General features: G+C 67.5%; 35 protein-coding genes. 20 read left to right on the forward strand and 15 right to left on the reverse strand.

All coding sequences use genetic code 11. The annotated features are described in order from the left end of the window. Positions 1-171 precede the first annotated feature (171 nt). The 16 genes from F8566_RS20290 to F8566_RS20355 all read left to right on the forward strand — a co-directional run bounded on the left by F8566_RS20290 (position 172) and on the right by F8566_RS20355 (position 12,484). Positions 172-4,914, forward strand: coding sequence for an NlpC/P60 family protein (locus tag F8566_RS20290; protein ID WP_151562113.1), 4,743 nt, complete (start codon positions 172-174; stop codon positions 4,912-4,914). Positions 4,915-4,977: 63 nt separating this feature from the next. After that, positions 4,978-5,853, forward strand: a complete 876-nt coding sequence (locus F8566_RS20295; protein ID WP_151562115.1) for a phage tail family protein — start codon at positions 4,978-4,980, stop codon at positions 5,851-5,853. A 13-nt stretch (positions 5,854-5,866) separates the two neighbouring features. Beyond that, entirely contained in the window at positions 5,867-6,772 is a 906-nt protein-coding gene (locus tag F8566_RS20300; RefSeq protein ID WP_151562117.1) for a hypothetical protein, read from the forward strand. A 3-nt stretch (positions 6,773-6,775) separates the two neighbouring features. Continuing rightward, positions 6,776-7,939, forward strand: coding sequence for a hypothetical protein (locus F8566_RS20305; RefSeq protein WP_151562119.1), 1,164 nt, complete (start codon positions 6,776-6,778; stop codon positions 7,937-7,939). Continuing rightward, complete coding sequence (locus F8566_RS20310) at positions 7,936-8,403, forward strand: hypothetical protein (RefSeq protein WP_151562121.1); 468 nt, start codon at positions 7,936-7,938, stop codon at positions 8,401-8,403. The genes F8566_RS20305 and F8566_RS20310 overlap by 4 nt, the downstream gene beginning before the upstream one ends. Before the next feature lie 63 nt (positions 8,404-8,466). After that, entirely contained in the window at positions 8,467-8,742 is a 276-nt protein-coding gene (locus F8566_RS20315; protein ID WP_151562123.1) for a hypothetical protein, read from the forward strand. After that, entirely contained in the window at positions 8,739-8,939 is a 201-nt protein-coding gene (locus tag F8566_RS53270) for a DUF7620 family protein (protein ID WP_449692088.1), read from the forward strand. The genes F8566_RS20315 and F8566_RS53270 overlap by 4 nt, the downstream gene beginning before the upstream one ends. Continuing rightward, positions 8,936-9,259 carry a putative phage holin gene (locus F8566_RS20320; protein ID WP_151562125.1) on the forward strand — a complete coding sequence of 108 codons (324 nt, stop codon included), beginning with the start codon at positions 8,936-8,938 and terminating at the stop codon, positions 9,257-9,259. Before F8566_RS53270 ends, F8566_RS20320 begins: the two co-directional genes overlap by 4 nt. After that, positions 9,256-9,435 carry a hypothetical protein gene (locus F8566_RS20325; RefSeq protein ID WP_151562127.1) on the forward strand — a complete coding sequence of 60 codons (180 nt, stop codon included), beginning with the start codon at positions 9,256-9,258 and terminating at the stop codon, positions 9,433-9,435. Before F8566_RS20320 ends, F8566_RS20325 begins: the two co-directional genes overlap by 4 nt. Next, the gene (locus tag F8566_RS20330) at positions 9,435-9,719 is read left to right on the forward strand and encodes a DUF7352 domain-containing protein (protein ID WP_151562129.1); all 285 of its coding nucleotides are present in this window, start codon (positions 9,435-9,437) and stop codon (positions 9,717-9,719) included. The genes F8566_RS20325 and F8566_RS20330 overlap by 1 nt, the downstream gene beginning before the upstream one ends. Position 9,720: 1 nt before the next feature. Continuing rightward, positions 9,721-10,464: a peptidoglycan-binding protein gene (locus F8566_RS20335; RefSeq protein WP_151562131.1), complete on the forward strand. Its 744-nt coding sequence runs from the start codon at positions 9,721-9,723 to the stop codon at positions 10,462-10,464. After that, on the forward strand, positions 10,465-10,995 hold the full coding sequence (locus F8566_RS20340; RefSeq protein WP_151562133.1) for a 3'-5' exoribonuclease: 531 nt from the start codon (positions 10,465-10,467) through the stop codon (positions 10,993-10,995). 11 nt (positions 10,996-11,006) lie between these two features. Further along, positions 11,007-11,390, forward strand: a complete 384-nt coding sequence (locus F8566_RS20345) for a hypothetical protein (protein WP_151562135.1) — start codon at positions 11,007-11,009, stop codon at positions 11,388-11,390. A gap of 217 nt (positions 11,391-11,607) precedes the next feature. Continuing rightward, the gene (locus F8566_RS20350; protein ID WP_151562137.1) at positions 11,608-11,937 is read left to right on the forward strand and encodes a hypothetical protein; all 330 of its coding nucleotides are present in this window, start codon (positions 11,608-11,610) and stop codon (positions 11,935-11,937) included. Between the two features lie 77 nt (positions 11,938-12,014). After that, on the forward strand, positions 12,015-12,176 hold the full coding sequence (locus F8566_RS49970; RefSeq protein WP_192809769.1) for a hypothetical protein: 162 nt from the start codon (positions 12,015-12,017) through the stop codon (positions 12,174-12,176). Between the two features lie 56 nt (positions 12,177-12,232). Then, a complete protein-coding gene (locus tag F8566_RS20355) occupies positions 12,233-12,484 on the forward strand; it encodes a hypothetical protein (protein ID WP_151562139.1) in 252 nt (83 codons plus the stop codon). Positions 12,485-12,492: 8 nt separating this feature from the next. Here F8566_RS20355 and F8566_RS20360 read toward each other — a convergent pair whose 3' ends face one another. Then, positions 12,493-12,807, reverse strand: a complete 315-nt coding sequence (locus tag F8566_RS20360) for a hypothetical protein (protein ID WP_151562141.1) — start codon at positions 12,805-12,807, stop codon at positions 12,493-12,495. A 236-nt stretch (positions 12,808-13,043) separates the two neighbouring features. Here F8566_RS20360 and F8566_RS20365 point away from each other — a divergent pair, with 236 nt between their 5' ends. Further along, positions 13,044-13,304, forward strand: a complete 261-nt coding sequence (locus F8566_RS20365) for a GntR family transcriptional regulator (protein WP_225993347.1) — start codon at positions 13,044-13,046, stop codon at positions 13,302-13,304. A 94-nt stretch (positions 13,305-13,398) separates the two neighbouring features. Here the strand turns inward: F8566_RS20365 and F8566_RS20370 are convergent, their stop codons facing one another. Then, positions 13,399-13,587, reverse strand: coding sequence for a hypothetical protein (locus F8566_RS20370; protein ID WP_151562145.1), 189 nt, complete (start codon positions 13,585-13,587; stop codon positions 13,399-13,401). Positions 13,588-13,663: 76 nt separating this feature from the next. After that, entirely contained in the window at positions 13,664-14,005 is a 342-nt protein-coding gene (locus F8566_RS20375; RefSeq protein ID WP_151562147.1) for a hypothetical protein, read from the reverse strand. 198 nt (positions 14,006-14,203) lie between these two features. Between F8566_RS20375 and F8566_RS20380 the strand changes: the two genes are divergently transcribed. Beyond that, complete coding sequence (locus tag F8566_RS20380) at positions 14,204-14,443, forward strand: hypothetical protein (RefSeq protein ID WP_151562149.1); 240 nt, start codon at positions 14,204-14,206, stop codon at positions 14,441-14,443. Positions 14,444-14,535: 92 nt separating this feature from the next. On the opposite strand, the gene F8566_RS20385 is transcribed toward F8566_RS20380, so the two are convergent. From F8566_RS20385 to F8566_RS20435, 12 genes are all read right to left on the reverse strand, one after another. Beyond that, the gene (locus F8566_RS20385) at positions 14,536-15,600 is read right to left on the reverse strand and encodes a tyrosine-type recombinase/integrase (RefSeq protein WP_192809770.1); all 1,065 of its coding nucleotides are present in this window, start codon (positions 15,598-15,600) and stop codon (positions 14,536-14,538) included. Beyond that, the gene (locus F8566_RS49975) at positions 15,597-16,322 is read right to left on the reverse strand and encodes a hypothetical protein (RefSeq protein WP_192809771.1); all 726 of its coding nucleotides are present in this window, start codon (positions 16,320-16,322) and stop codon (positions 15,597-15,599) included. Before F8566_RS49975 ends, F8566_RS20385 begins: the two co-directional genes overlap by 4 nt. Next, positions 16,319-16,663, reverse strand: coding sequence for a PadR family transcriptional regulator (locus tag F8566_RS20390; protein WP_151562153.1), 345 nt, complete (start codon positions 16,661-16,663; stop codon positions 16,319-16,321). Before F8566_RS20390 ends, F8566_RS49975 begins: the two co-directional genes overlap by 4 nt. Further along, on the reverse strand, positions 16,660-16,980 hold the full coding sequence (locus F8566_RS20395; protein ID WP_151562155.1) for a hypothetical protein: 321 nt from the start codon (positions 16,978-16,980) through the stop codon (positions 16,660-16,662). The genes F8566_RS20390 and F8566_RS20395 overlap by 4 nt, the downstream gene beginning before the upstream one ends. Before the next feature lie 269 nt (positions 16,981-17,249). Next, positions 17,250-19,547, reverse strand: coding sequence for a DNA translocase FtsK (locus F8566_RS20400; protein WP_151562157.1), 2,298 nt, complete (start codon positions 19,545-19,547; stop codon positions 17,250-17,252). After that, positions 19,547-19,909 (reverse strand): hypothetical protein, encoded by a 363-nt coding sequence (locus tag F8566_RS20405; RefSeq protein WP_151562159.1) that lies wholly within the window; start codon positions 19,907-19,909, stop codon positions 19,547-19,549. Before F8566_RS20405 ends, F8566_RS20400 begins: the two co-directional genes overlap by 1 nt. Before the next feature lie 4 nt (positions 19,910-19,913). After that, complete coding sequence (locus F8566_RS20410) at positions 19,914-20,234, reverse strand: hypothetical protein (RefSeq protein ID WP_151562161.1); 321 nt, start codon at positions 20,232-20,234, stop codon at positions 19,914-19,916. Between the two features lie 6 nt (positions 20,235-20,240). Beyond that, positions 20,241-20,453 carry a hypothetical protein gene (locus F8566_RS20415; protein ID WP_151562163.1) on the reverse strand — a complete coding sequence of 71 codons (213 nt, stop codon included), beginning with the start codon at positions 20,451-20,453 and terminating at the stop codon, positions 20,241-20,243. Next, positions 20,453-21,604 (reverse strand): DUF2637 domain-containing protein, encoded by a 1,152-nt coding sequence (locus tag F8566_RS20420; RefSeq protein ID WP_151562165.1) that lies wholly within the window; start codon positions 21,602-21,604, stop codon positions 20,453-20,455. Before F8566_RS20420 ends, F8566_RS20415 begins: the two co-directional genes overlap by 1 nt. Beyond that, entirely contained in the window at positions 21,601-21,885 is a 285-nt protein-coding gene (locus F8566_RS20425; protein ID WP_151562167.1) for a hypothetical protein, read from the reverse strand. The genes F8566_RS20420 and F8566_RS20425 overlap by 4 nt, the downstream gene beginning before the upstream one ends. 97 nt (positions 21,886-21,982) lie before the next feature. Next, positions 21,983-22,234, reverse strand: a complete 252-nt coding sequence (locus F8566_RS20430; protein WP_151562169.1) for a hypothetical protein — start codon at positions 22,232-22,234, stop codon at positions 21,983-21,985. A 260-nt stretch (positions 22,235-22,494) separates the two neighbouring features. Next, the gene (locus F8566_RS20435) at positions 22,495-22,815 is read right to left on the reverse strand and encodes a hypothetical protein (protein WP_151562171.1); all 321 of its coding nucleotides are present in this window, start codon (positions 22,813-22,815) and stop codon (positions 22,495-22,497) included. A gap of 212 nt (positions 22,816-23,027) precedes the next feature. Here F8566_RS20435 and F8566_RS20440 point away from each other — a divergent pair, with 212 nt between their 5' ends. Further along, positions 23,028-23,894 (forward strand): helix-turn-helix domain-containing protein, encoded by an 867-nt coding sequence (locus tag F8566_RS20440; RefSeq protein WP_151562509.1) that lies wholly within the window; start codon positions 23,028-23,030, stop codon positions 23,892-23,894. Positions 23,895-23,923: 29 nt separating this feature from the next. After that, complete coding sequence (locus tag F8566_RS20445; RefSeq protein WP_151562173.1) at positions 23,924-24,130, forward strand: DUF397 domain-containing protein; 207 nt, start codon at positions 23,924-23,926, stop codon at positions 24,128-24,130. Positions 24,131-24,639 lie beyond the last annotated feature (509 nt).

A 24,639-nucleotide genomic window follows, 5' to 3' on the forward strand; every position in this document is an offset into this window, starting at 1 on the left:
CCCGGCCGCTTTCGACGGCTACGACGCCGGACCCGCAGCCAACTGCCAGGGCTGCAAGGCCATTCATCAGCGGCAACAGCAGAACGCCGATCTCAACGACAAATACCTGCAGCTCAACCGGTATGCGGTGCGGCGCACCTGGCGGGACCCGAAATGAGGGGGTGACGCGGCGTGGCAGACAGAACCGTCTCTGCCCAACTCCGCGCGGACCCCACTCAGTTCATCGCCGCGATGCGCGCCGCGTCCGCGGCCACCCGGCAACTCAGGGACGAAATTCAGCAGGTCGGCCGCCGCTCCAGCGACGACTTCGAGCAGAGCGAAGAGTCGGCAGGCCGCCTGGAGCGAGTGCTTGCCCGCCTGCTGGAAACCGAGCAGCGCCACCAGCGGCAGCAGGAACAGGCATCCAGGCAGACCCGTCGTAACTCCGAAGAGCAGCGCCGCAACAGCGAGGAAACCGACCGCAACCGGCAGTCCCAAGAACGGCTCTCCCGGTCCGTCGCGGGCACCACCCGTGGTCTGACCGCGCAGCGCGCCACCCTCGTCAGCCTCATCGCCGGTGCCGCGGCAGCAGGCGCCGGTGTCACAGCGGCGGGCGCCGCCTTCACCGCGTTCGGCGCGATGGCGGCACCCAGCATCATCAAGGTCGTCGCCGCACAGGACGACCTCTCAGAATCGTGGAGCACCCTGTCTCGCTGGCAGCAGGTCAGCGCGACCCAGACCAAAGAACTGATCGACAACTACCGGGGCCTCGCCCGCGCCTTCGAACCCCAGGCGCTCACCGCGTTCAACACCGTCATCGGCGCCACCCAGTCCCTGCTCCCCAGCATCAGCACGCTCGCCAATGAGACCGCCGCCGACGTCCAGACCCTGGTGACCACGTTCGGTGACTTCACCACCCAGCGCGTCGGCGGCGAGTTCCTCACCTGGGCGGGGGCACAGGCACCCCGCGCCCTGCACGTCCTTGACGACTCCATGGTCACCGCCGGCGACACCGCCCTCGACCTCGTCCAGGACGTCGCTCCGCTCGGCGTGACACTGCTGGAGCTCGCCAACGGCACCCTCAGCGCCGTCAACGCCATCGCCGGGATCAATCCGGCTCTGGCGCAACTCGCGGTGTCGGCGATTCTGCTGCGTGCACCCATTCTCGGCCTGGTCGGCGGCGTCGGAGCGTTCAACGAGCGGATGCGTGCGGCGGCGGCGGCCAACCGCGGCGCATCTGCCGCCACCCGGGCGATGAACCTGGTGACAGCGGCAGGGCCCGCGCTCTACATCGCCGCGGGCGCTGGACTCCTGCTAATGGCGACCCGCGCCGGTGATGCGAAGTCGAACAGCCAGCGCCTGGCCGAGTCGTTGCGCGCCGAGTATCGCGCCGTCGGCAACAACATCGTCGGCTACCGCGCGTTGGCCGCTGATGTCCTGCCGCGCGTCAACACCGCCTGGCTCGGCGTCAACCGGGCACAGAAGGCCATCGCGGCTGACACCAACCTGGTCGCGACGCGCATCAACGATAAGAACGTCAAGGCGTTCATCAATAGCGCCGAGGCGGCGTTCGCTTACGAGGCCGAGCTCGACCGCGCACGGTCGGCGACTAAGAACATCGACGCCGCGTCCGCGCAGTTGTCCACCCGGTACGGCATCACTCGCGAAGAGGCGATCCGCTTGGCCGACGCCGCCGGTGTGGATCTGACCAAGGCGATGGACAAGTCGGGGCAGCTCACGGGTGACGCCGCGGCGAAGATCCGCCAATACCAGTACGCGGCGCAGCTCGCAGCGGACCCGACCCGGCAGATCGCGCTGGCCCTCGATGACGCCGGTAACGAAACGTTGCAGATGAAAGACCGTATGAACGCGCTCACGGCCGCGATGGAAGCGCAGTTCACGCCATCGATCGCCGCGTTCAACGCCACCACCCAGCTCCGGGAGGGCTTCCGGCGGCTCAACGACCAGCTCGGTGCCTCCAAGGGCCGCATGGACGGCAGCAGCGCCGCGAGCCTGCAGCTACGGCAGGCGTTCGCGCAGCAGTTGATCACTGTCAGCGAGTTGCGTGCCGCGCTACTACGTAAAGGCGACGGCCTCCAGCGCGCCAACGCCGCCGCGGCCCAGTACCTGCCGGTGCTGTATGCGATGGCCGGCGGCCACCGCGATGCTCGCGCCCAGGTGGACGCGCTGGCGCGGACGCTAGGCGTCACCATCAACCAGACCCACGTTTCGCGGCAGGCGTTCGTGTCGCAGGCCACCGCGATGCTCGGGTCCAGGCAGCGCGCCGAACAGCTCTGGACCCAATACCAGCGGCTCACCGGCGTCACCAACAGCGGTACCACCGCCCTGGGCGGGTACATCACGCGGCTGCGGGCGTCAGCGGAGGAGACCCGCAAGGCGGCGATCCGGACCGGCTCCGGCGACACCGCCCAGCGCAACTACAACCAGCGCATCCGCGAAGCCCTCCCGGTCCTGTACGCGCTCGCCGGAAGGAACCAGACCGCCCGAGCTCAGGTCGACGCGCTCGCCCGGAGCACGGGGAATGCGACTGGCGCCCAGAACACCTCCCGCACGGCGTTCCTACGCGCGGCGGACGCGATGGGCATCGCCCGCGGCCGGGCCGAGGCGCTCTGGAAAGAACTCGGCAAGATCAAAAGCAAGAAGGTCGAGCTCAGTGTGTACGCGCAGGGCACCTGGAATCAGCTCGGCCACGCCCCGAACCGGGGCAAGATTCACTTCGCTGAGGGCGGCGAGGTTCCCTTCGTGTCCGGCGCTCGCGCAGGCAAGGACAGCGTCCCGTCGCTGCTCATGCCCGATGAGCATGTGTGGACTACCAGGGAGGTCGCGGCGGCCGGTGGCCACGAGCAGATGTACCGGCTCCGGCAGATGGCGCTACGCGGAGAGTTGCAGGGCTACGCCAAGGGCGGCGCAGTCGGGCTTACCTCCCCCTCGGCCAACGTCGGTGAAGTCACCCGGCCGATCCGCGAAGGCATGTCAGCGATGGTCGCCGCGTTCGGCAGCGAGGTCGCCGCGGCCTGGCAGAAATTCGCCGGCGCGGGCGGCGGCGTCGTCGGCGCGGCACGCCGCTGGCTCGGTACCCCCTACTCCTGGGGCGGCGGCGGCATCGGCGGCCCGTCCTTCGGTATCGGCCGCGGGGCGGGGACGAGGGGCTTCGACTGCTCCGGCCTCACCCAGTACGCATGGCACGCTGCGCGTGGGGTCGACATCGGCGGGGTGACGTACAGTCAGCACCCCAACAGCATCGCGATCGGCAACCCGAGGCCTGGCGCGTTGGGGTTCAACGCCTCCCTCGGTCATGTCGTACTCGCGTCCACACGGTCTGGCTACGTTGTCGAGGCTCCCTACACGGGCGGCCATGTCCGCGAAGTTCGCAAATCGATGCCCGACTGGCGGTGGCCTAAGGCCGCCTACGCCGAGGGCGGGCCGGTCAGCCCGTATGAGGAGCGATTGGGCCGTCGGTTCGTCGATGCCCGCGGCGGCAACCTCGTTATCGAGGCCAAGACACTGCAGCTCGCCGGCGACCCCGGGGGGATGGGGCTGCGTGGGTACGCGGCTGGCGGCTTGGAGAACCACGTCGCGCAGATCTCCCGCGCGGGCGGACCGATCAGGTTGTGGTCTGAGCCCGAGACGCAGGGCGAGGCCTACATTCCGCTCGCAGCCTCCAAGCGAACCCGGTCGGTGTCGATCCTCAGCGAGGTCGCACGCAGGTTCGGAATGCGGGTCAACCGCATGGCCGAAGGCGGCATCCTCGGCGGTGACGACCAGGCCGACCTCAATCTGTCGGACCTGCTGCAGCGGTGGACCGACATGATGAAGCCGGCCACCAAGGCCGACGTGACCGAGGCTCAGAAGAACCGCAAGACGCAGTCCGATCAGGCCGCCGCAGCGAAAAGGGCGCTGGCCAAGGCCAACAGGGACCGCGCCGACCGGATCAAAGCAGCTCGCAAGCGACTCGACCGTGCCTATGACAAGCCGGGGCGGACGGCGGCGCAGCGCAAGGCCCGCGCGGAGGCGATCCAGGACGCGAAGGAGGCGCTGGCCAAGGCCAAGCGCACGGACAAGATCCGTGAAGCCGAGCGCCGCCTGAAGAAGGAACGCGAGGAGCTGAACAACGCCACCAAGAACCTCAAGGACACTGAGAGGCGAGCCGCGATCGGGCGCCAGTCCCCAGCGACGCAACTCGGCGGTGCGCTGGATTTGGGAATCAAGAACACCGGTGCGTTCATCTCCAATCTCACCAAACTCGCAGACAGGGGTTTTGGGACGCTGGCCAGGCAGCTGCTCAATATGGGCGGGCCCGAGGCCGAACGGCTCGCAGCCGACGCGGTGAAGTTGTCCGACGCCAAACTGCGCGGCCTCCAAGGCAAGCTTGAGACGGCGGAGAAGCAGCAGGAGACGCTGAAGAACCTGCCGGACATCCTCACCGTCCGGTCTAGCCTGCGGTCACTCGGAGCGGCGGCCGGATCCTGGCAGGCACTACTGTCGGCAACCGGCCTGGCGCCCGGCGACCTAGCCACCGCCGTGCGCCTCATGTCCGGTGACCTGTCCAAGACGCCCAGCGGGCAGGCACTGCTCGCCGACATGAAGCGGCACGGCTACCGGCGGGGTGGCTGGATCGGCGGCCCTGGGGGCGTCGACCGGGTCCCGATCATGGCGACCGCGGGTGAGTACGTGATCAACCGCAGATCGGCCGGACGGCACGCGCCGCTCGTTGAGGCGATCAACGCCGACAAGGTCGGCGAAGCACTCGTCCGCCGCTACGCCCGAGGCGGCTGGGTCTCTCCCGCCCGCGGCGGCGACGGCACTCGCCACGGGTCCGCAAAGCACCTCACGCAGAACTTCTATGAGTTGCCGTTCAGCCCCTCCCAGATGGCCCGCGAAGCGCAGCGCGAAGCTGCCTGGGCGCTCCGCTGACCCCTCCGGATCCCTGCCGTTCACGGACAACATCGCGAGGCCAACACGTCCAGGAGGTGATCTGTGGCGGGCGCCTCTGACCTGACCGCGCTCCTCGACGACGCCGAAACCGGCACCAGCATCCCCTTCAACAGCGGTGTCGACGAGTTTGGCGTCGACTGGCGCATGGCCAGACTCGACGGCTGGGACAGCCCCGACCTCGAAGAGGGCGCCGAACCCCGCAGCGGCGCCGACGGCCTGTGGGACGTCGAGAACTTCTTCGCCGGCCGAACCCTCACTTTGGCAGGGACGTTCGCCGCACCCTCATATGAGGAACGGGAGGCAGCCGAGTACCGGCTCCGCCGCGCCGTCCCCCGCAACCGGCTCGTCAGCCTGCGGGTCAACGAGACCACGCCGCGCAGGGTGGACTGCCGCCGCTCCGGATCGTTGCGGGTCGGCCCGACCAGCGACGTGATGGGTGAATTCTCCATCGGCCTGCTCGCCCCGGACCCCCGCAAATACGGCGTCCTGGAACAGGCCGCGTCCATCTCCGCCGGCTCCGGCTCCGGAGGCCTCGCCCCGCCCTGGACGCCGCCGGTCACCCTTCCGGCGATCACCACCGCGCCATCGCAGGCGACTCTCACTAACAGCGGCGACTACGACTCCCCGCCGATCATCACGATCCGCGGCCCCGGCGATGACATCTCTGTCGTCAACTACACCACCTCCAAGGTTCTGATCTTCGACCTGCCGCTCGGCGCCACCGACTACCTGGTCATCGACGTCGCCGCCGGAACGACACTGCTGGGCGGCACCTCGCCGCGCGGCCCCGCCCCCGGCAGCGCGGTCGTCGCCGAGTTCTTCATGGCCCCCGGCGACAACCTGCTGCGCATCTTCGGCACGCTCACCGCCGCCTCACCGCCGTCGGCTCAGATCTCGTTCTACTCCGCCTGGACGTGAAAGGAGGCACTGCATGGCCTCGTCGGTGACCGCTCGTGAACCTGCCTGGCTCGACGGCGTCCCCGTGGACGGCGCCGAGATGCGCGCCGCGGTCACCGGGCTCCTCTACCCGTCGGCCGGAGTCGTCCGCGGCATCTTCCCCGCCCAGATCCCCACCCCGGCGATGCAGATCCGTGTCCCCGCCGGACTCAGCGTGGTCTCCGACGGGCAGAACGGGCTGCTGCCGCTGGAACTCGCCGCCACCACCGATCTCGACATCGCCGCGTCGTCGCCCACACAGCCGCGTATCGACTCCCTGATCGCCGAATTCACCGACAACGGCGCGAGTTCGCTCTACCGGTACCGAGTCCTAACCGGCACGCCGGCCGCGTCGCCATCAGCGCCCGCGCTTCCGCCTGCCGATCAGTTGACCGCGAAAACGCTCAGAGTCTCCAACATCGCGGTCGCCGCGAACGCCACCAACATCGTCGATGCCAATATCACTCCGCAAGCCAGTCAGGTCTACCTCGGCGGGATCGGCGGCCAGTGGACGAACTATGCCCCCACCTGGTCCTCGACCGGCACGCAACCGGCGATCGGCAACGGCCTCCTCAATGGCCGGTACATGAAGGTCGGACGCACCGTCCACTGGACAGTCGTGATCGTGCCAGGTTCGACGACGACGTTCGGTACCGGCGCCTACCGGGTGTCGGTGCCGTTTCAGTCGGCCAACGCGGTCGCCGTAGGCGAACTGTGCGTAGTCGGAGCCACCCGCTGGCAGGGACAATACGAGATCGTCCCCAACGGCACCGTCGCCGCGTTGTACTTCCCCACCAGCGCCACCGACTGCCGTCTGACGGTGTGGTCGCCGACGGTCCCGTTGACGTTCGCCAACGGCAACACCTTCCTGCTGTCGGGCACCTACGAAGCGGCGACCTGAGTCGTGCCCGGTCACGCCTGGCGGTACGCCATCTACGACCTACTGACTCGCCGGCAACTGATCGAGCACATGCCGTTCGAGATCGAGTCGTTCACTACGATGCTCGGCGAAGCCGGCACCCTGCAGGCCACCCTTCCGCTCGGCGATCCCGCCATCCGCGCCCGCAAACCGCGAGAACTGCTCCTGACGCGCCGCACCAACCTGATCATTTTCCGCGACGAGGTGCCGGTGTGGGACGGGGTCATCTGGCATCGCCGCCCCAGACGTGAAGGAAGCAAAAGCTCTGCAACCTTCCAGGCGTCCGAGATCCGCTCTGTTCTGGAGCGGCGCCTGTTCCGGCCTCTGCTCGGCTATGGATCCGCCAAGACACTGAGCTACACCCAGGCTGACATGTTCACCGTCTTCCGGGACCTGCTGGCCGACGCCCAAAACTTCACCTACCTTGATCTACGCCCCGGTGACCTGGGCATCGAAGCCGACGCCTCGCAGATGTCGGGTGTGCTGATCGACCGCCGCGACGCCGGCTCTGAACTCGGCGCCTTCCACGGCTACACCTTCACCACCTACGGCCAGCTGCTGCGGGACCTGGTTGAAGGCGATCCCGGCATGGAATGGCGTATCCACACCTGGATCGATGAAGGGCGGGCGTTGCGCCGCCGCGTCCTGCTCGGGTCACCGCAACTGGGCGGCGACCCCAATGCCAGCCCGCTGCCGACCTACGAGTACCCAGGCCAGATCTACTCCTACGAGTGGCCGGACGACGGTGAACAGTCAGCCAACTATGTCGCGGCGCTGGGGGAGGGTGAAGGCGACAACCTCCGCTGGGCCGAGTCCTCTCTCGACGATGAGCTCCTCGCCGGATATCCGCTGCTGGAGACCGTCACTTCCCACAAGAGCGACTCCAGCCTCGTCATCCTGCAAGGTCGCGCCGCCGCCGACCTCGCCGCAGTTTCTGGAGACCGCACCGTCCCCTCCCTGGACATCGTCGGCTACCCGCAGATCAACCCCGGCGCCTACATCCGGGTCCGGATCGCCGACGAGAACTGGTTCCCAGGCTCCAGTGCGGTGCCGTTTGAGGCGGTCGTCCGTGTCGTCGGCCTGCGCATCCAGCCAGGCGGTAGGGAACGTACCAGTCTCATCATCGAAGAACCGCGATCCCCCGCATGACCAGCCAGAACCCGCCACGCGACGAACGCTTCGCCCAGCGCGAACTCGCCGCCCTTCGCCGCCGCCTGCACGCCCTGGAGACCACACCGCGCATCGGCCCGTGGGTCGCCATCACGCTCGCGTCCGGATACAGCACCTCTGTCGCCGGCGGCTACACCCCCAGTTACCGGTTCAGATCCCGGCTGGAGGTGGAGCTGCGCGGCGGCGTACGGAAAGGCACCGGGGCCGGTGGTGTCGGAGTCAACGGTTTCGCCAACGGCGACACCATGGCGACTTTGCCGGCCGAGATCCGGCCCGCCCAGACCATCCACGCCGTCGTCGTCGGAGCGACTACCGGCGCTGCCGCCTCCTATGGAGTGTTCCGCGTGATCATCACGTCGGCGGGGGCGCTGCAGTGGCATTCGGGGATTGCCGCGGCGCCCGGCTGGATCGCCCTGGACGGCATCCGCTACGACCTGATCTAACAGGGGGCCTGCATAGATGTTCGCCGTCTCGCAGCGACCGCGGTCGCACACTGGGATCGCCGCGTGAGCCAGTCGCCGTGGCCCGAACTCGTCGCGAGCGGCCTCATTACTCTCGTCATCGCCACGCTCGGCCTGGTGATCCGCTCCATCGTCAAGGGCGACCTTGTGCCCCGCTCGGTCCTGACGGACGAGAAAGAGCGTGCCGACAAGTGGGAGGCCGCATGGCGGGTATCGGAGGCGCGGATCGACGCGCTGGAGGGCCGCCTCACGGCATTGAACGAGGGAACCGAGCTCAACACACAGCTCCTGAGCTCGCTTGTGGAGAGGGCTCGCCGATGAGATGGCCTTGGCGGCGCCGGCAGGAATCTCCGGGGGATCAGCGCGCGGACGAGGCGCTGGAGCGTGCTTCGAAGCGGCTGCGGGAGACCCAGGCGCGTGATGAGCGCGGACACCGCTTGGCTCGGCGCATCCGGGAGATGCGTGAGCACAACCATCTCGCCGAGGCGATTGAGCGCGCATTGAGGGAGGGTCGTTGATCCAGTTGATCGGAACCATCGGCCTGGTGGCCGCAGCGGTCACGTCCACGACGTTTTGCCTGCTGTATCACCTGTCGGCGCGGTGGTGGCGCAGCGAGGAGGGCTGGCATCTGATGTCGTTCACCGCGGCGCTGGCCGTCGTTTTCGACTGGGTGACGGTGCGGTCGTTTCTCGCCGGCGCCCGGCCGGTGTCGCTGGGCGTGGAGATCGCACGCGCGGTGATCTATTGCACGATCGCGGCGCTGCTGATGTGGCGGTGCTGGCTGCTGTACCGGCGGCAGATCCGTCCGGGGTTGAAGCGAGAGAGGGGCAGGCAGTGACTGATCCACACGTGGATGTCCCCGCCGAGGGCGAGGACGTTAACGAGATCGACCTGATGGACCAGGTCGACGCCCACCCGGACGCCGAGCGGGCCACCGAGGACGACGAGAAGACCGTGCTCGGCGAACTGTACGGCGAACCGGTGCAAGGCATCTACACGGGCGGTGAGGCGTAATGGGCCGCCGCGTGTATCGGCACCGCCTGATCGTCGGCAGCCCGCCGCACACCGTTGCCGCTGGGACGCCGCTGCACTGCGAGGCGGTGCGGATCGACGTCGGTCCCAACGCTCAGCACGGCGTGGACTTCTGGACTCTGCATGACGACGGCGCACAGGAGCTCAAGCGCACGTTCCAGGTGTTCGGCACCGGCCACGACCTGCCGGATGGTGCACGGTACTGGGGTACCACCGCGCGCACGGAGGACGGGCTCGTCTGGCACCTTTTCGAATTGGAGGCCTGAGATGGGCACCGCCGCCGCGATGCTGGCCGAGGCCCGCCGCTCCCTGGGGCTGCGTGGCCGTCCGAACTACATCACCCGTGACTACGCCAGCAGAAACGGCAACGGGTTCTTGCGTGCCGCGTGGTGCGACATGGCTGTCACCTACTGGGCCCGCCGCTCCGGCAACACCCAGGCCGTACTCCCCGCCGGGGACCGTGCGTACACGGTCTGGCACGCGCAGGACTTCCGTAAGGCTGGCCGCTGGTACGCCGGGACCGTCGAGAACGTCGACAAGGCCAAGCCGGGCGACATCGTCTTCTTCGACTGGGGCGCCTCCAACTCGATCGGTGCGATCGACCACGTCGGCATCGTCGAGAAGGTCCTCGGTGGTGGGCGCGTGCAGACGATCGAGGGCAACACCGGCGACCGTTGCCTACGCCGTGTGCGGTCGGCGTCCTCGATCGCCGGGTACGGGCGCCCGGCCTACGACTCCTCAAAGCCCGGGACATCAACCCCCAGCACCAGCAACTGGACGGAGGCCATGGTGAAGAGGCTGCCCACCCTCAAGCGCGGCGCCAAGGGCGAGGACGTGCAGTCCCTCCAGGGCCTGTTGCGTGCGCGCAGCCATCTGGAGGTGGCGATCGACGGCGAGTTCGGTCCCGCGACTGAGAAGGCCGTCAAGGCGGTACAGCGGTGGGGCAAGGTCGACGACGACGGCGTGGTCGGCTCGGCGACGTGGCCCGTACTGCTGCGGGTGCACGCGTAGATGCGCATCTACTACGACACCGAGTTCCTGGAGGATGGCCGGACGATCGAGCTGATTTCGATCGGGTTGGTGGCCGAGGACGGTCGCGAGTACTACGCCGTGGCATCTGACGGTTATGCCGACAGGCCGCGGATTGACCGCGTTCTCGCTCATCCGTGGCTGAGGGAACATGTCGTCCCCTCGCTGCCCCTGGCACTCGACGTCAACCCGTGGCGCTGGGATGTCAACCATCCCGACATCGATCACGTGAAATCACGCCGCGAAATCGCCCAGGCTGCCCGGGACTTCATTCTCGAAACACCCGATGTGGAGCTGTGGGCCTGGTACGGCGCGTACGACCACGTGGCACTTTGCCAGCTCTGGGGTCGCATGGTCGATCTGCCGGATGGGGTACCGATGTACACCCACGACCTGAAGCAGGAATGCGACCGGCTCGGCAACCCGCCGATGCCGCAGCAGGCGGAGGGCCTGCACAACGCCCTGGCGGACGCCAGGCACGTGAAGGTCATGGCGGAGTTCCTCTCCGCCTGAAAGGAAGGCACATGAAGATCCTCGGACGAGACCCGGCCACCATCCTGGCTTTCGTCTCGGCGGGCATTCAGATGCTCGTCGCGTTCGGCCTTGACTGGGACAACGACCAGACTGCGGCCGTGAACGCCGCCGTCGCCGCGCTACTCGGGGTCGTCACGGCGTTCTTCGTCGCCCGTGACCAGTTCCTGCCGGCCATCGTCGGCTTCACTCAGGCGATCCTGACGTGCGGTCTGGCGTTCGGGTTGAACTGGAGCGCGGATCAGGTCGCGATGGTGATGGCGTTCGTCGCAGCGGCCGTGGGCCTGTTCGGGGTGCGTCCGCAGGTGGACGCGGTGGTAACGGCTGATGGCGCGCGTGTCTCGAAGGTGACGCCGATCGGACCGCCAGGGACGTAGCCCGGAGGCATAAGCCTAGACGCTCAGCAACCTTCGAGTTACCCTGAGCGCAGGCATTCTGAATGGACAGCCTTGGCACAGAAACGGCCCCGCCTCTCCTTCGGGAGGGCGGGGCCGTTTTGCTTTGTCACCTGACGGAGTGGGCATAGATCGTCCGCACGCGCGGATGCACGGTCCTTTGCGCGGCCGAGCTATACGATCACAGGCCCTTGGAGACATGGCTTCGAACTACTGTTCTAGCATGCCGACCATGAAGTGGAAGGACGTCGTCGACTGTCCGCCGTTCGTGCAGATCACAGGCGACCCACCCCAGCCCGCATACCTGCTCGCCTGGATGCGCATGGAAATCACCGGTGAGTGGCGGGCCATCGTCACCTACATCCGCCAGGTCGGCGAACGCCCGGCAGAGCGAATGCTCGTCAACGTCGGCGCCGGCCGGGTCAAACCATTGATGCCGCCTGCCGCGTACAAGGATGTACGTCGCATCCAGCTCTGCCGAGACGGTGACATCCGTGACTGGGAACCAGAACCACCTGCAGAACCTTGACGAGCCGTCCGGGTGAAGGCGACCTGTTTCCTGCCGGCGAGTTGACGCGCCAGCCGCACAGGAGTGGGCTTGCAGTGATGGCCAAAGACAGGGACCAAGACCGCCGACCACGCAAATGCGGAGCCTGCAACGGCGAAGGCGGCTACTACGCCGAAGTCAACGGCAAGACCGAGGACGACCAGCGCGTACAGCGCAAATGGGTGAAGTGCCCGGCCTGCAACGGCGAGGGGATGGTCTGATGCGCGACTGGGACGCCCCCGCCTGTCCTCGCTGTAGCGGCACCAGGCGTCTCGTCATGACCGGCAAGGACGGGTCCTGGATCGAGGTGAACTGCTGGCACTGCCAGGGCACCGGCAACGAAGGCGGCCAGCCTGATCCGGTCGGCCCGCCTTCCCAGAGCGAGCGTCGTCCCGTCGGGCAGGCAGCGGCCGTAGAGGAATCGGGTCTGTGCCCTCAATGCATCGGGGCTGGCGAAGTCATCGGGCTTCAGGAAGGCATGCGCGGCCGTGTGCCATGCCCGTTGTGTCACGCACGCGAAGAACCCTGAGTCGGCGCTTAACCAGCCGCCATCCCGTGCGCCTGGCACCACGCGCGCAGCTTGCCCTCGACCGCGATCTGATCGGACGGGTCGTCGTAGTCGCGCATGATGTCCCGCACACCCTGGGCTTTCGAAGTCATCGCCGCCTCGATCGCCTTGACGCCGTCCGTGCTGTACTCAGCCTTGTAGCCGCCCGCAGTGCGGGCCTGTGCCGCTTTGGCCAGGTGCTCGCACGCCGTCCGCGCGGACCCGTCGACCTGCGGCGGCGAATCGTCGCCGGAGCAGCCGGCCAGGACCACGGCCAGCAGGAGTGCGGCGAGCAGGGGGCGCATGTCGGCTCCAGGTGATCGGGTGCGAGTCGCTACTTCGACGCGCACCGAGGGCGCCTGGATTACGGCTGGGGTGCGCCGCCACCCCAGCCATGATGTGCCGGCGCACCCCTGACCTGACCACACCGCGATACGGCGCAGTGACTCTGAGGGTAGGCACCTCGTCTATAGACGTCTACCTACGTATGCCTACGTAGCTGCACAGGTGGGGATGTCTGGGCACGTCTACGGTTGCCGCCGTGACCGTGGATCATGACGCTGACGTCCCCGTTTACCAGCAGATCGCGCTCATCATCAAGGCGCGGATAGACGCGGGGGAGATTCTGCCGAGACGGCGGATACCGAGCGAGTCGGCGATGGTTCAGGAGTTCGGGGTGGCTCGGGAGACGGCGCGGCGGGCGGTGGCGTTCATGCGGGACAAGGGCTGGGTGTACACGGTGCCGCAGCGCGGGACGTTCGTCAGCCCGCCGGACGGGGAGGCGCCCGCCGACTCGCAATGAGCCAGGTGGGCCCCGCCACGGGTGTAGGCGATCGGAAACGGAAACGGCCCGTCCTCCTTCGGGAGGGCGGGCCGCTTCGTCGCGTCGGGGGGCGTCAGCTCTGCGGGCAGGTCTCCAAGACCAGCCGCACCGGGTCCATCGGAATCAGGTCGACACCCTCACCGTCCCAGTCGACGTAAACGCCGCCGCTGGCGTCGACCGAGACCACCGTCCCCGTGGAGGACAGGCCCGTCGTCCACGCGTGAGCGGTGTCCAGAACTCGATCTCTAGGATGGAACTGCATCAGGCTCTCCTTTGCGTTCAGGGTCTGGCGTCCTGTCCCGGGCCCGTATGCGATGGACGGGCCCCGAGGCGGGACGTCAGAGGTTGCGGACCACTAGGCCGATATCGTCCAACCGGACCAAGGGACCGCCCTCCTCCAGGCACGCGGCGACCCGTTCGCCGGCAGGGGTCAAGGCGTGGATCGCGTTCCACGGGCGCCCTGTCTCCTCGGCGACTTCACCCTCGACCAACTCGACGAGACCGAGACGCATCAAGACCTTGATCGTGCTGAGCTGCGCACAAACAGCGTGACGTGCCTTCAAACAGGACATCGGGTGAGTGTCGGGGAGGTCCTGCCACTGAGCGACGGGCTCGGCGGTGCGCAGAGCCTCGTACTGGGGGCGGCTGATCGTCCTCGCAGATTTCTGGTTCGTGGCCACCTGGCGGTCTCCGTTCGGGGCGAGATGGACAGTCGGGCGGCAAGCGGAGTGACGGCGGCGCCCGGCCTGCGGCTCCCTTGCAGTCATTGCCACCACCCCTGTTTCCCCCTTGTTGTGTAGCTACAGATTAACTCCCAGTCTTGTAGCTACGCAATACCTGTGCCAAGATTTATTCAGTAGCTACACAACGGAGGCAGCGTGACCGAGAACAGCAAGACGCCCACCCGCCCCATCCGCGTCCCCATCGTCATATGGGAGGCCTACGGCCGCGTCTGCGAACGCCTCGGCACCGACCGCACCAGCGACCTCCACCAGCGCATGCGCGACCAGATCCTGGAGCACGGCAGCGAGGAAGACCGTGCAGCGCTGCAACAAGGAGAACAGGAGCTCGCCGAGCGCCGCGCCCGGATGCATCCAGGCCGGCCCCGTAAGGGCTGATTACAGCGGCGCGGAGGCTCGTCTGCTTGCTCATGGCATCTCTATCCCGCAATGCGCCCCCCGCTCGGGTGGCCACGGCCAGATCAGCGGACCTACAGTCCGATATCGGCGGTGGCGCTATCTCCCCAGGCGTCCACACTGCGGATGTAGCCGAGCAGCGCCTTGGAGTTCCGCGCCCAGCCGCCCTGATCGGCGATCTTCTCCGGATCCTTACCTGCTCGCCTAGCCGTCGTCGCCAGCCCGGCCCGCAGACCGTGGCTCGTCAGCTCGCTCAGTCCAGCGCGCTGCGCGCACGCGGCCACGCGCTCGTTGACGGCCCGGTCGCTCATCTCGCCGCCGAGATTCCCCCACTGATCCACGCGCAGGAACGCCGGCCCCTCGTCATGTCCGGCTGCTTCGAGCCAGGCCAGCCAGCCTGCGACCGGATCCGTCAGCGGGTTGCGGCCCGGCCTTACGGTGACCGTCCGGCCGCCCTTCTTGCCGAACCGTGTCGTCACACGGAGGCCTTCGCTGTGCACTTCGACGTCGCCGACGAGCAGCCCGGCGAGTTCGGACCGGCGAGCGGCGATGCCGAACCCGACGAGAAGCAGCGCCCGGTCCCGGATCCCGCCGAGATCGTCTGGGCAATGTTCAGACATGGCGCGGAGCTGGGGGAGGGTGACGGCGGGCGCCTGCCCGCGGCCACGGTGCGGCTGGCCGGCCTCGGCGGCGCGTCGCTCCTCGGCTTTGAGGACTTCGCGGGCCTGGGCGGTGACGGCGCGGTCGATGGGGTGGCCGCGGTCGCGGAGGCTGGTGGCGATGCCGCCGAGTCGGCTGTCGATCGTGGCGGGGGAGTCGCCCGCCTCCCAGCGCCATCGGACGTAGCCGACGAGCATGCCGCGGGAGGCGGGTGCGACGGGGAGGCCGACGAAGGCGCAGAACTCTTCCCATGATCGCCAGGCTCGTTCGTACGAACGAACGGTGTTGCCGGGGCGGACCGCTTGGGTGTAGGCGTCGGCTCCGGCGTCGAGCAGGGAGAGCCGCGCGGCCTCTTCTGGCGTGAGGCCGAAGTCTGAACCGCGCTCTAGAACATCGCTCCACTCGCCCCCGATAAGGGAACTTATCGGGGGTGAGGCAACCCTAAGTTCGCCGTCCGGCGCCGAATCGAGTTCGGTCATGATGGGCTGTCCATACTCCAGTGCACCTGCGCGCAATCGGCGTCCTGCGGGTGCGCCCATCGCCCGACCGCCGTCCCCCACGAGCGCATCAGGGTCGCGTAAGCCCGCCAGTTCCAGCCCGGGACGCTGCCGAGCAGATCCCTGGCGGCCAGAGCCGCCAGCTCGCCGCGCATGAAGCAAGGCTCGGCGAACCACGCCCACCACCGGCCGTCGCATCCGGCAGCGTCGAGCGCGGCCTGGGCGGCATCGGCGTGCACCTGTGGCAGCCACCGGCCCTCGTCGTAGGAGGCGTTGACGCTGCGGGCGTATGCCTGGCCGATCGGGCCAGAGCCCCTCAAGTCGCTGAAGGTGTCCATGACGGCGCGGAGCTGTGCGGCCTGCGGCCCGAGCACCAGGTCAGGGGACTGCCAACCGGCGATCGCCCATCCCTCCGTGCAGATGTACAGACGCCTCCCGTCTGGATGCCGGGTCACGTCACCGCGCGGAGTCAGGCGGGCAAGGCACTCGCCGCGGGTCAGCAGTCCTCGCAGGTCGACGTCGCAGCTACGGCTCAGCGGCAGCCGTCGTGGCTCACGCGTGACGCACAAGACGTCGCCGCTGTCGGCTGCGTACTGTTCACCATCCTCGGTGACGACGTTCACACCGTCGTGAACGGTAGCCGGGTCGAGGAGCGCATAGAAGGCCGGCCCGGCTTCAGGCGTGAACGGTGTGAGGTCGATCATGATGCTGCCTCCAGGATCGTGCTGGGCTCTGGCAGCACCGTCGCGATGTGCACGCGCTGACCCGACAGACCGGCCAGCGCCGACCGCGCCGCCGCCACACCCTGCTCCGTCCACCGCACGTAGCGGCGGCTCGGCCGGCGCTCCGTGCCGCGCTCGGCGGGCGCCTCGTGCCGGATGCTCAACCAGCCGGCGCGCTCCAGGCGGGCCAGCATGGGGTAGACGGTGCCGTCGGCCAGGCCCGTCGCTTGCGCGATCTCGTTGCCGAACCACTCCCTGTCCGGCTCCGCCAGGGTGTGCCGCAGGACGAGCTGCAGCGCGAGCGTCATCCGCACGGCGCTCATAGCGAGAAGTCCTTCCCAGCGAGCGACGCCAGGACGGCCATCGCGGCGGCGACGAAGACGGGGTCTCGGTCCGCGGGGGTCGACCGGCACTGGCCGGCGTGTTCATTCGCCGCCTGGCGCGCGTCGTCGAGGCTCACGGGGTATGACTCGGCCGTACCGGCGGACCAAGGGGCATCCGAGCCTCGCTGGCCGCAGCCCTCGCAGCGCCACATGACGTCACCGGTATCGATCGGCACCGGGCGGGGGTGGCGAACCAGTTGGACGATGGCTCCGCCGAGGGTCAGGAACCGGGGGAGGGTCGGAGTGTCGTTGGTCATGACGGGCCTGTCCTTTCGCGCGCACGGCTGCGCGTGGGAATGGCGCGAGCGCGCCTAGATGATCTTGTGCGTGTGCGGGTGTGCGCCTGCGTCACCGGCGCGCGAGCGGGTGTCACGCGGGGGTGTCACGGGCCCGTCATGGGTCGTCACACGGGCGTCACGGAGGGCGTCATGACGGCCGTCACGGGCCTTTGACCTGTAACTCTCTCCCCCAGCCCCCGCTCCCGCGTCACGGAAGCCGTCAAGGGGCTGGGGGAGCGCTGCGGCGATCATGCTGGCACCGTCTCGAACCGATCCGCCACGATGCGGAACACCGTGCTCGGACCCGAATTGTCCACCTCCAGGAGTCCGTCGGACGCGATCCGCATCAGCACGTTGTGCGCCCACGAGCGCGAAGTGTTGCCCGACTCGTCGCGGATCCGCCGCAACTCCTCATCGGAGGCCGTGAACGACAACTCACCGATCTCGAACCGGTGCCGGATCCAGTCCTCGACAAGACCGCGCGCGGCCTCCGGCGACATCTTCTTCTTTGGCGCCGCGCCAGCCTTGGGTCGAGGCGCGGGAGGAAGGTCAGGAATCTCATCGTCGGGCCCAGCCGTGATCGTTGGGTCAGGATCGTCCGTCTGCGCGTACTCGGCGACAGCGTCACCGGCCTTGTGCAGCTCATCCAGCGCCGCCGGCAGATCGACGGCCGCGACCTTGACCTCACGCGTCTCGTCCTCGCGCAGCGGCCCGACGATCCCCTTGCGCTCCAGCGCCTCCATCACCCGCACGCAGTCCTCATGCGACAGCCGCAGACCGCGCTGCAGCATCGCCGTTGACGCGCGCTGCTTGTTGATGACCAGCTCAGCGGCCCGCTCCAGGAGTTCCTGGCCCTCGGGGATACCGTCCTCGACAGGCTTCGGCGCGTGGGTGCTCGCTCCGTTGACTACGATCCGCTCGGGCGCCGCCGGGGGCATCGGGATCGCCGCAGAAGGCCGCGCCGCGGACCCCGAAGCGTCAGCGATCTTCTTGGTGAACTCGTCAACGGTCTTCGACGCCGCAGGCCATGCCTCGGCATGCGCGGTGATGTTCGCGTGCGCTTCCTGATCGGTCTTGCCCCACGACCAGGTACGCAGCCCCATTCCCAGCTTCTCCTCTGGGATCGAGGGCGCATCGAGGTAGGCCTTGCCTTGGTGCTCGGGGTGGTTCTGCCACAGCTCAGGCGATGCCCCAGCGGCCTTCTGCCGGTCCGAGAGACCAAAGCTGGCCTCGTAGTCGTCGGCGACGCCGAAGCACATCTTGGCGAGCTGACCGCGGGCGAACGTCGGCATCTGCGTGAAGTCGCTGCGCTGCAGCGACAGGAACATCGAAGCGCCGCCGGACCGGGTCGTGCGCACCGTCGACTTGAACGTCTCCTCATCCTTGTCGCTGAAGGTGTCGTAGATGTCGGGGAACTCCTCCCACCAGATGATCCAGTAAGTGAGGCCACAGCCAGGCACCCACTTCTGGAAGCCACGTGCGGCCAGCCAGTTCGTCCGTTCCTGCAGCTCACCGCGTACGTCGTACAGCAGGGAGCGGGCGCCGGGCGCCGTGGTCTCGAACCTGTGCAGCGCCGGGCGCAGAGGGCCAAGGGTCTGCTCGCCCTTGGTGATGTCAGCAGCGAGCACCGCACCGTCGAAGCGTGTGATGATCTCCGCGAGATAGTTCCACGCGCCGCCGATCGACTTGCCCGCCCCCGACATGCCCATCATCTGCACATGATGACCAGGGAGGGTGTGCAGGACCGGTTCCATGTCCTGCCACAGGCCGGGCCGGAGCGGGTCACCCATGCTGCGTCCGGGCAGGTAGGGACCAGGCCAGCGGATCGGGCGGCGCATCGTCCGCGGGTCTACGGTGATGAAGTGGGCCTTGCCTGCGTTATCGACGTTCGGCGCGACCTGGAAAGTGCCGCTCGGGACACCGGCCGCGGCCTCCAGCGCGGGAACCTTCTTCTGGACATCATCGACGGTCTTACCGTCGGGCACGTCCAACTCTGCCTGGACCTTGTGCTCGGTGGCCTCCTGCGTACGGACGTCGGCGCCCTCAAGCCCGGCTTTGGCCTTGACCTTGGTGAACAGCCAGCGCAGCGGGTCGTCGCCCGCACTTTCGCTGGGGCTGTTGCGGATGACGGTGCGGAAGTTCCAGCCGAGCGCGAGCGTGCCACCGAACATGAACCACAGCCCGACGGTCACCCGCGACCACTCATCAACGAACGGGACCCACACGCCGGTGATGTTCGCGACGACGAACCACAGGCCCGCTCCGGCGCAGGTCAGCGTCGAATGCCAGCGTCCGAGCAATCCACGGTGGTGGGAGATGGCCCACACCAGGAGCGTGAGCGCCACGGTGCACAGCGTCCCCGCCAGCGTCATCCATGTCGCCGCCGGCGGCTTGCCCCACAGCCAGTGGGAGAACGCGCCGACCAGATAGATGAGGCCGAGCAGGATCCAAGGGCCAACGAGAACGCCGACCTTCGACACCGCGGCGGCGACGATGCGTTCCATGCCCTCGCGCTGGGCGAGTTCGAAAGTTTGCTTGCGAGCCATTACAGATCGACCTCACCCTTGTACGGGTCTTTCTTGGGCGGGCTGGCCTCGATGAACTCCCGCCGGTACTGCAGACTGAACTTCACCACTTCGGCGGACAGGCCGCGGCACAGGTCACGAGCCCGCTTCAACCGGTAGGCAACCAGGAAGGACCGGGCGCGCACGTTCACGCCGGCCAGCCGAGGATGGCCTTTCAGCTTCAGGATGGCCAGCCGGGCACGCTCGGAGCTGATGTCCAGCTCAGAGGCCATATCGCGTGCCAGTTGCTGGTTCGCTTTCGAGTAGAGCACGATGTCCGCGGCGATCTCCCCGGCGAACGGGATATCACCGAGGCTGTCGATGCGGCGCTCAGCGGATGACATCGATCTACCTCGCCTGGTTGAGGATGTGTTTTTCGTAGGCCTGGTAGAACTTGCGACCTTCTTCGGCGATGCCGTGGGCCATCTCCTGGGCGCGCTTGAGGCGCTTGGCCACGCGCCGGGCCTTCCACTTGGCGTTCAAGCCGAACAGCAGGGGATTGCCGTACATAGCCTCAAGGGAGGCCTGGACCTCCGCAGACGCCATGTCCAGCTCGAAGCTCCAGCGCTGCCCGAGCACGTAGAGCTGCTGGGCGTAGGCGAAAAACGCCTCACCGAGGGGTCCAGAAAATTGGATGCCGGCCAGTTCGTCGATGTTGCGGGTACCCATGGCGAGTCACCATCTCCTTCGCCACGCGATGGGGGACCTGAACCGGGGCAGCGGGACCCCGACCCCGAGCACGATCCCGAAGGCCAGGACCGCCAGGACTTGAGCGATCACATGGGGCATGATCGCGACGGCGGCGAGATAGGCGGCGAGCGCAGCTGCGAGCGCGCGACCCAGATAGCGCGCCCATCGAGTCCTGGGCCATCCGCGTGGGCGACCCATCAGGACTCACCCCACTCAGGCGAACCACCGAGGCCGGCGCCGATGGGGCTAACGCGCTGCCCGTTCAGACCGGAGAGTCCGGTGGGTGCAAAACCGGGACTGAAGCCTTCGAATCGAGCATCCTTCGATGGAGGAGCCGAGTCCTGGATTCGGACCTGGAGGTCCGGGCCAGCGGTGAACGAGGTCCGGAGCTTCTGACCGATTGCGTTTGCCCGACTCTTGCCGATCTTGAGTTTGGCGGCTAGGTCATCGTTACGGATCAGCGTCTCCGCCTGCTCGAACTGCTCCCTGGCGAGAGCGATCGCCTGAGCGAAAACTTCGGGCGATTCACCGTCAGGACGCAGCCGGTCCCTCAGGTCCCAGATCAGGTCCCACTGAGCACGACTCAGGTCTTCCGAGTCCTCTGATTCCGGCACCTCAGACCTCCGCGCTTCCACGAGGTCGGAGGATGCCTTCGCTGTGAGCTCGGCGAGCGCGGTGGAGACCCAGTCCCCAACCGCTGCCTGAAGATCAAGACTGTGCAGGACCGTGGACGGCAGCTGGCCGGTCGCGAGCTGGTGCCGGAGCGTCAGGGGAACGAGCTTCCGGACCTGGCGCCAGCGGTCCTTGCCGTAGTGGGCGACGAGCAGAGTCCTGGCGTGGAGGATCGCGGACTCCCGGGTCAGCGCCTCGGCGTAGGAGGTGACCTCCCACAGCACCATGCGGCGCTTCAGCATGGCGGTGCGGATCGGGGACAAGACCCAGCGGGAGGCCCGGATCTTGTCCATTGCCGGCGCTGAGTCCTTGCGGGCCCAGCGGCGGGCGGCCTCGACGATGATGACCGCGAGCGCCGGCATGAGGCCGTGCAGCCCGCGGTCCAGCCAGGATCCGTCGGTGATGGCTCCGTTGGCGACGACGGTGATGCCGGTGAGGATCCAAGCTGACCCGCGGAGCCAGATGTTGGGACGCAGCCAGTCGAGCAGGAGCAGCGCGAAGATGGCGACGTCCAGGCCAAGCGGCAGCGACGGCCCCCACAGCCATTGATGCTCGCCGGCGTAGCGGCTCAGGGTGTCGAAGCTGGTGGCGGTGCCGTTCGCGAAGACGATGACACCCGCGAGAAGCGCGATCCCGTACCCTGCACCGCGGCCGATCTGGTGCTTCCTGCTGGTCATAGCTGCACGTCCATCCGAGGTGCGAAGGGGGCAGGTTTGCGCGCCGGACTGGACGCGGCCTGTTGCGTCCTGGTGAGCACCCGTGCGCGCCGGGCATAGCCGACCGCGAGAAGGGTGGCGAATCCGGCCCAGGCGAGGAGCCCCGTGAGTGTGAGTGCCGACAGGGTGACGGGAGTGTCAGCGAGCAGATAGATCACGGTGGTGAGGGCACTGAGGGTGATGACTCGGCCGATGATGGCCGTGTGTCGTGATGTCGCTACGGACTGGTTACGCTTGCTCATGGGTTGGACCCCCTAGTGGTCCGATCAAGGCCTCTGGCCGGGCGGTAGGGTCGCCCGACCGGAGGCCGCCTTGCTGTCTGAAGCCCGCAGCCCCGGACTACGGGGAAGCCTCCCGCCCTTCTGGGAGGTTGCTGTCCGGGGCTGCGGAGTCCGGTGGGATGAACGCGGTGCCGCCGAACACCGACTTTGCGGCCTCGCCGTAGTCAGCGCCGGGCAGGAACAGCCGATACTGCGTGGTGTTGGGTCTGCACACCGTCCACCAGCCGGATTGATCTCTGTCGGCGTAGAACGACTCCAGCACGGCACCGTCAGGGGCCACGCCGAAGTAGATGCCGTTCGACGTCCTCATGATGCGGAGTTTCATCCCTTGCTCCAGGACGACGCGAGTTGCGGTAAGTGGCTGCGCGACCGGGACGAGGTGCGCCCCTGGCATCCCGGCCGCGCAGCTCCTGGGGGGAACGGTTGCGCCATCGGAGGGTGTGGAGCCGATGGCGCAACCACCTGTGGTCTGTGTCGCTGTCGGAGTTGTCTGCAGTGGGGCCGCCACGTACCAGTCCCGGCCAGGCCCCGGTACGTGACGACCCCACCGCAGACAGCTCCCATGGAGCGCTAGACCCTGGCGGCTTCGGACTTGGCCTGGTGCCGCTCGTTGAACTCGGTCATCTTGCGCATCTGGAATCGGAGGTTCTCGACCAGCTCAGCGGGGTTCTCGCCGTGCACGGTCTGGGCGCAGCCGGCGCTGATCTGCTCATCGGTGAGGCGGGCGGGGTTGACCGCGTACAGCTTGCCGGTGTCGGAGGCCCAGGTGCTCCATCCGCCGGTGAGTTCGCGGATCACGCCCTTGAGGCGGTAGGCGACGCGCTGGGCTTCTGCGGTGGCGGCGTCGATGCTGACGGGTGTGACGTCATCGGACGCACCGTCTTGCGTCATGGGGATCACTTCCGGTGACAGCCTCCGCGAAACAGGACTTGGAGGCTCGGTGGCTAGGTACCCCCCCATCGTGGGCCAACCGTGCGAGAATTTCAATACGACAATCAAAGTACGACCGTTTCGTGCGGTGATGACCAGATCACTGCGTGTCGGAGGCGTGTATGGCGGCTACGATCGCTTCACCCACCGTGACAGGAAGGGCGACCGTACCTATGCCAGGGTCACGCCAAAGCCCCACACTCCGCCGCCGACGCCTATCCACCGAGCTTCGCGTGCTCCGCGAGTCGATCGGCATGACCAGCGTCGAAGCCACCAAGCGCCTCGAATGGGGCGGCGGGAAGCTCACGAAGATGGAGCGCCGGGAATGGGTACGTCCCAACCCGCGTGACATCCAGGATCTCTGCGACCTGTACGGCGTCACCGACGAACGCCAGCGCGAGTATCTGATCACACTCGCCAGGCAGGGCCGCGAGCGTGGGTGGTGGCATTCCTACCGGGACATGCTCTCGGAGGAGTACACCACCTACATCGGCCTTGAGGCCGGTGCGGCGACCGTCTTCGTCGCCGACCTGGTCGTCATTCCGGGACTCCTCCAGACCGAAGCCTACGCCCGTGCCGTCGTCGTCGGCGGCCCTGCTGAGATCACAGCCGAGCAGATCGACCGCAAGGTCAAGCTACGCATGGAACGGCAGAAGCTCATCACGCGCCCCGATGACCCGCTGAGGCTATGGGTCGTCATCGACGAAGCGGCGCTCCATCGCGAAGTAGGCAGCTCAGATGTGATGCGCGAACAGTTGAACCACATCTGCGAGTTGGCGGCACTGGCGCGAGTTACCGTCCAGGTGATCCCGTTCAAGGCCGGCGCTCACGCCGCGGCCTCTGGCGCGTTCGCGATCCTCCAGTTCCCCGAAGAGGAGGACCCGGATGCCGTCTATGTCGAGAACCCGGCCGGCGAGTTGTTCGTGGAGCTCCCGGACGAGGTTGAGCGATTCCACACGGCCTACCGTCGCCTTCAGGCAACAGCGCTGAGCCACGAAGCTAGCATCAACCTGATTACGGATTACGCTGCAAAGACCTGACCACATCCCTACGACGAGAGACCGTACCTATGCCAACCGCTCACTTCCCCGCGCCCGACGACTGGCGCAAGAGCAGCCGCAGCAAGCAGCAAGGCGAATGCGTCGAGGTCGCCGACCTTCCTGCAGGAATCGCTGTGCGCGACTCCAAGGACCAGGAAGGCGGAATCCTCCGCCTGCGCCGCTCAGCGTTCGCTCACCTCGCCGCACGCATCAACACCGGCGAGTTCGACCTCTAGCCACGACAAGCACAGAGCCCCCGGCCGTATGGCCGGGGGCTCTGGCGTACCTATACCGCCACCTACGATACGCCGTCCTCGGAGGAGATAGGCATTGGCAGATATCCAAGCTGCCTCGCGCACATTGCCGCGCACGCCCTGACCTGGCGCCCCGTCGACTTGGCCGTGCCGACGACGACGGACTCCGGTGTCGGGCGACCGTCCAGCGAGACAAGTGGCGTGAAGCAGACGACACACGCATGCCCACTGGCTTGCGGGCCTGTCAGCCCCGGGAAGACGTGGCCGTCGGCGAGGACTTGTGGCGGGACGGGCTGGCAGCGACCGGGAACCATCGGATTCGTCTCCTGGAGAGGTGAAGACGGACCCGGCGATTGAGCATCGGATTCTCCGCATGCAGGTGGCGAACTTCCTGCGAAAACCCTCATCGCATGCAGGTTAACCTGCGAGAATTAGAAGTCCGATGCTCTATCCAGCTGAGCTACCGGCGCTTGTTGAGCCCTGAGTGTAGA

The organism is Actinomadura rudentiformis (genome assembly GCF_008923185.1).
Lineage (GTDB): Bacteria > Actinomycetota > Actinomycetes > Streptosporangiales > Streptosporangiaceae > Spirillospora > Spirillospora rudentiformis.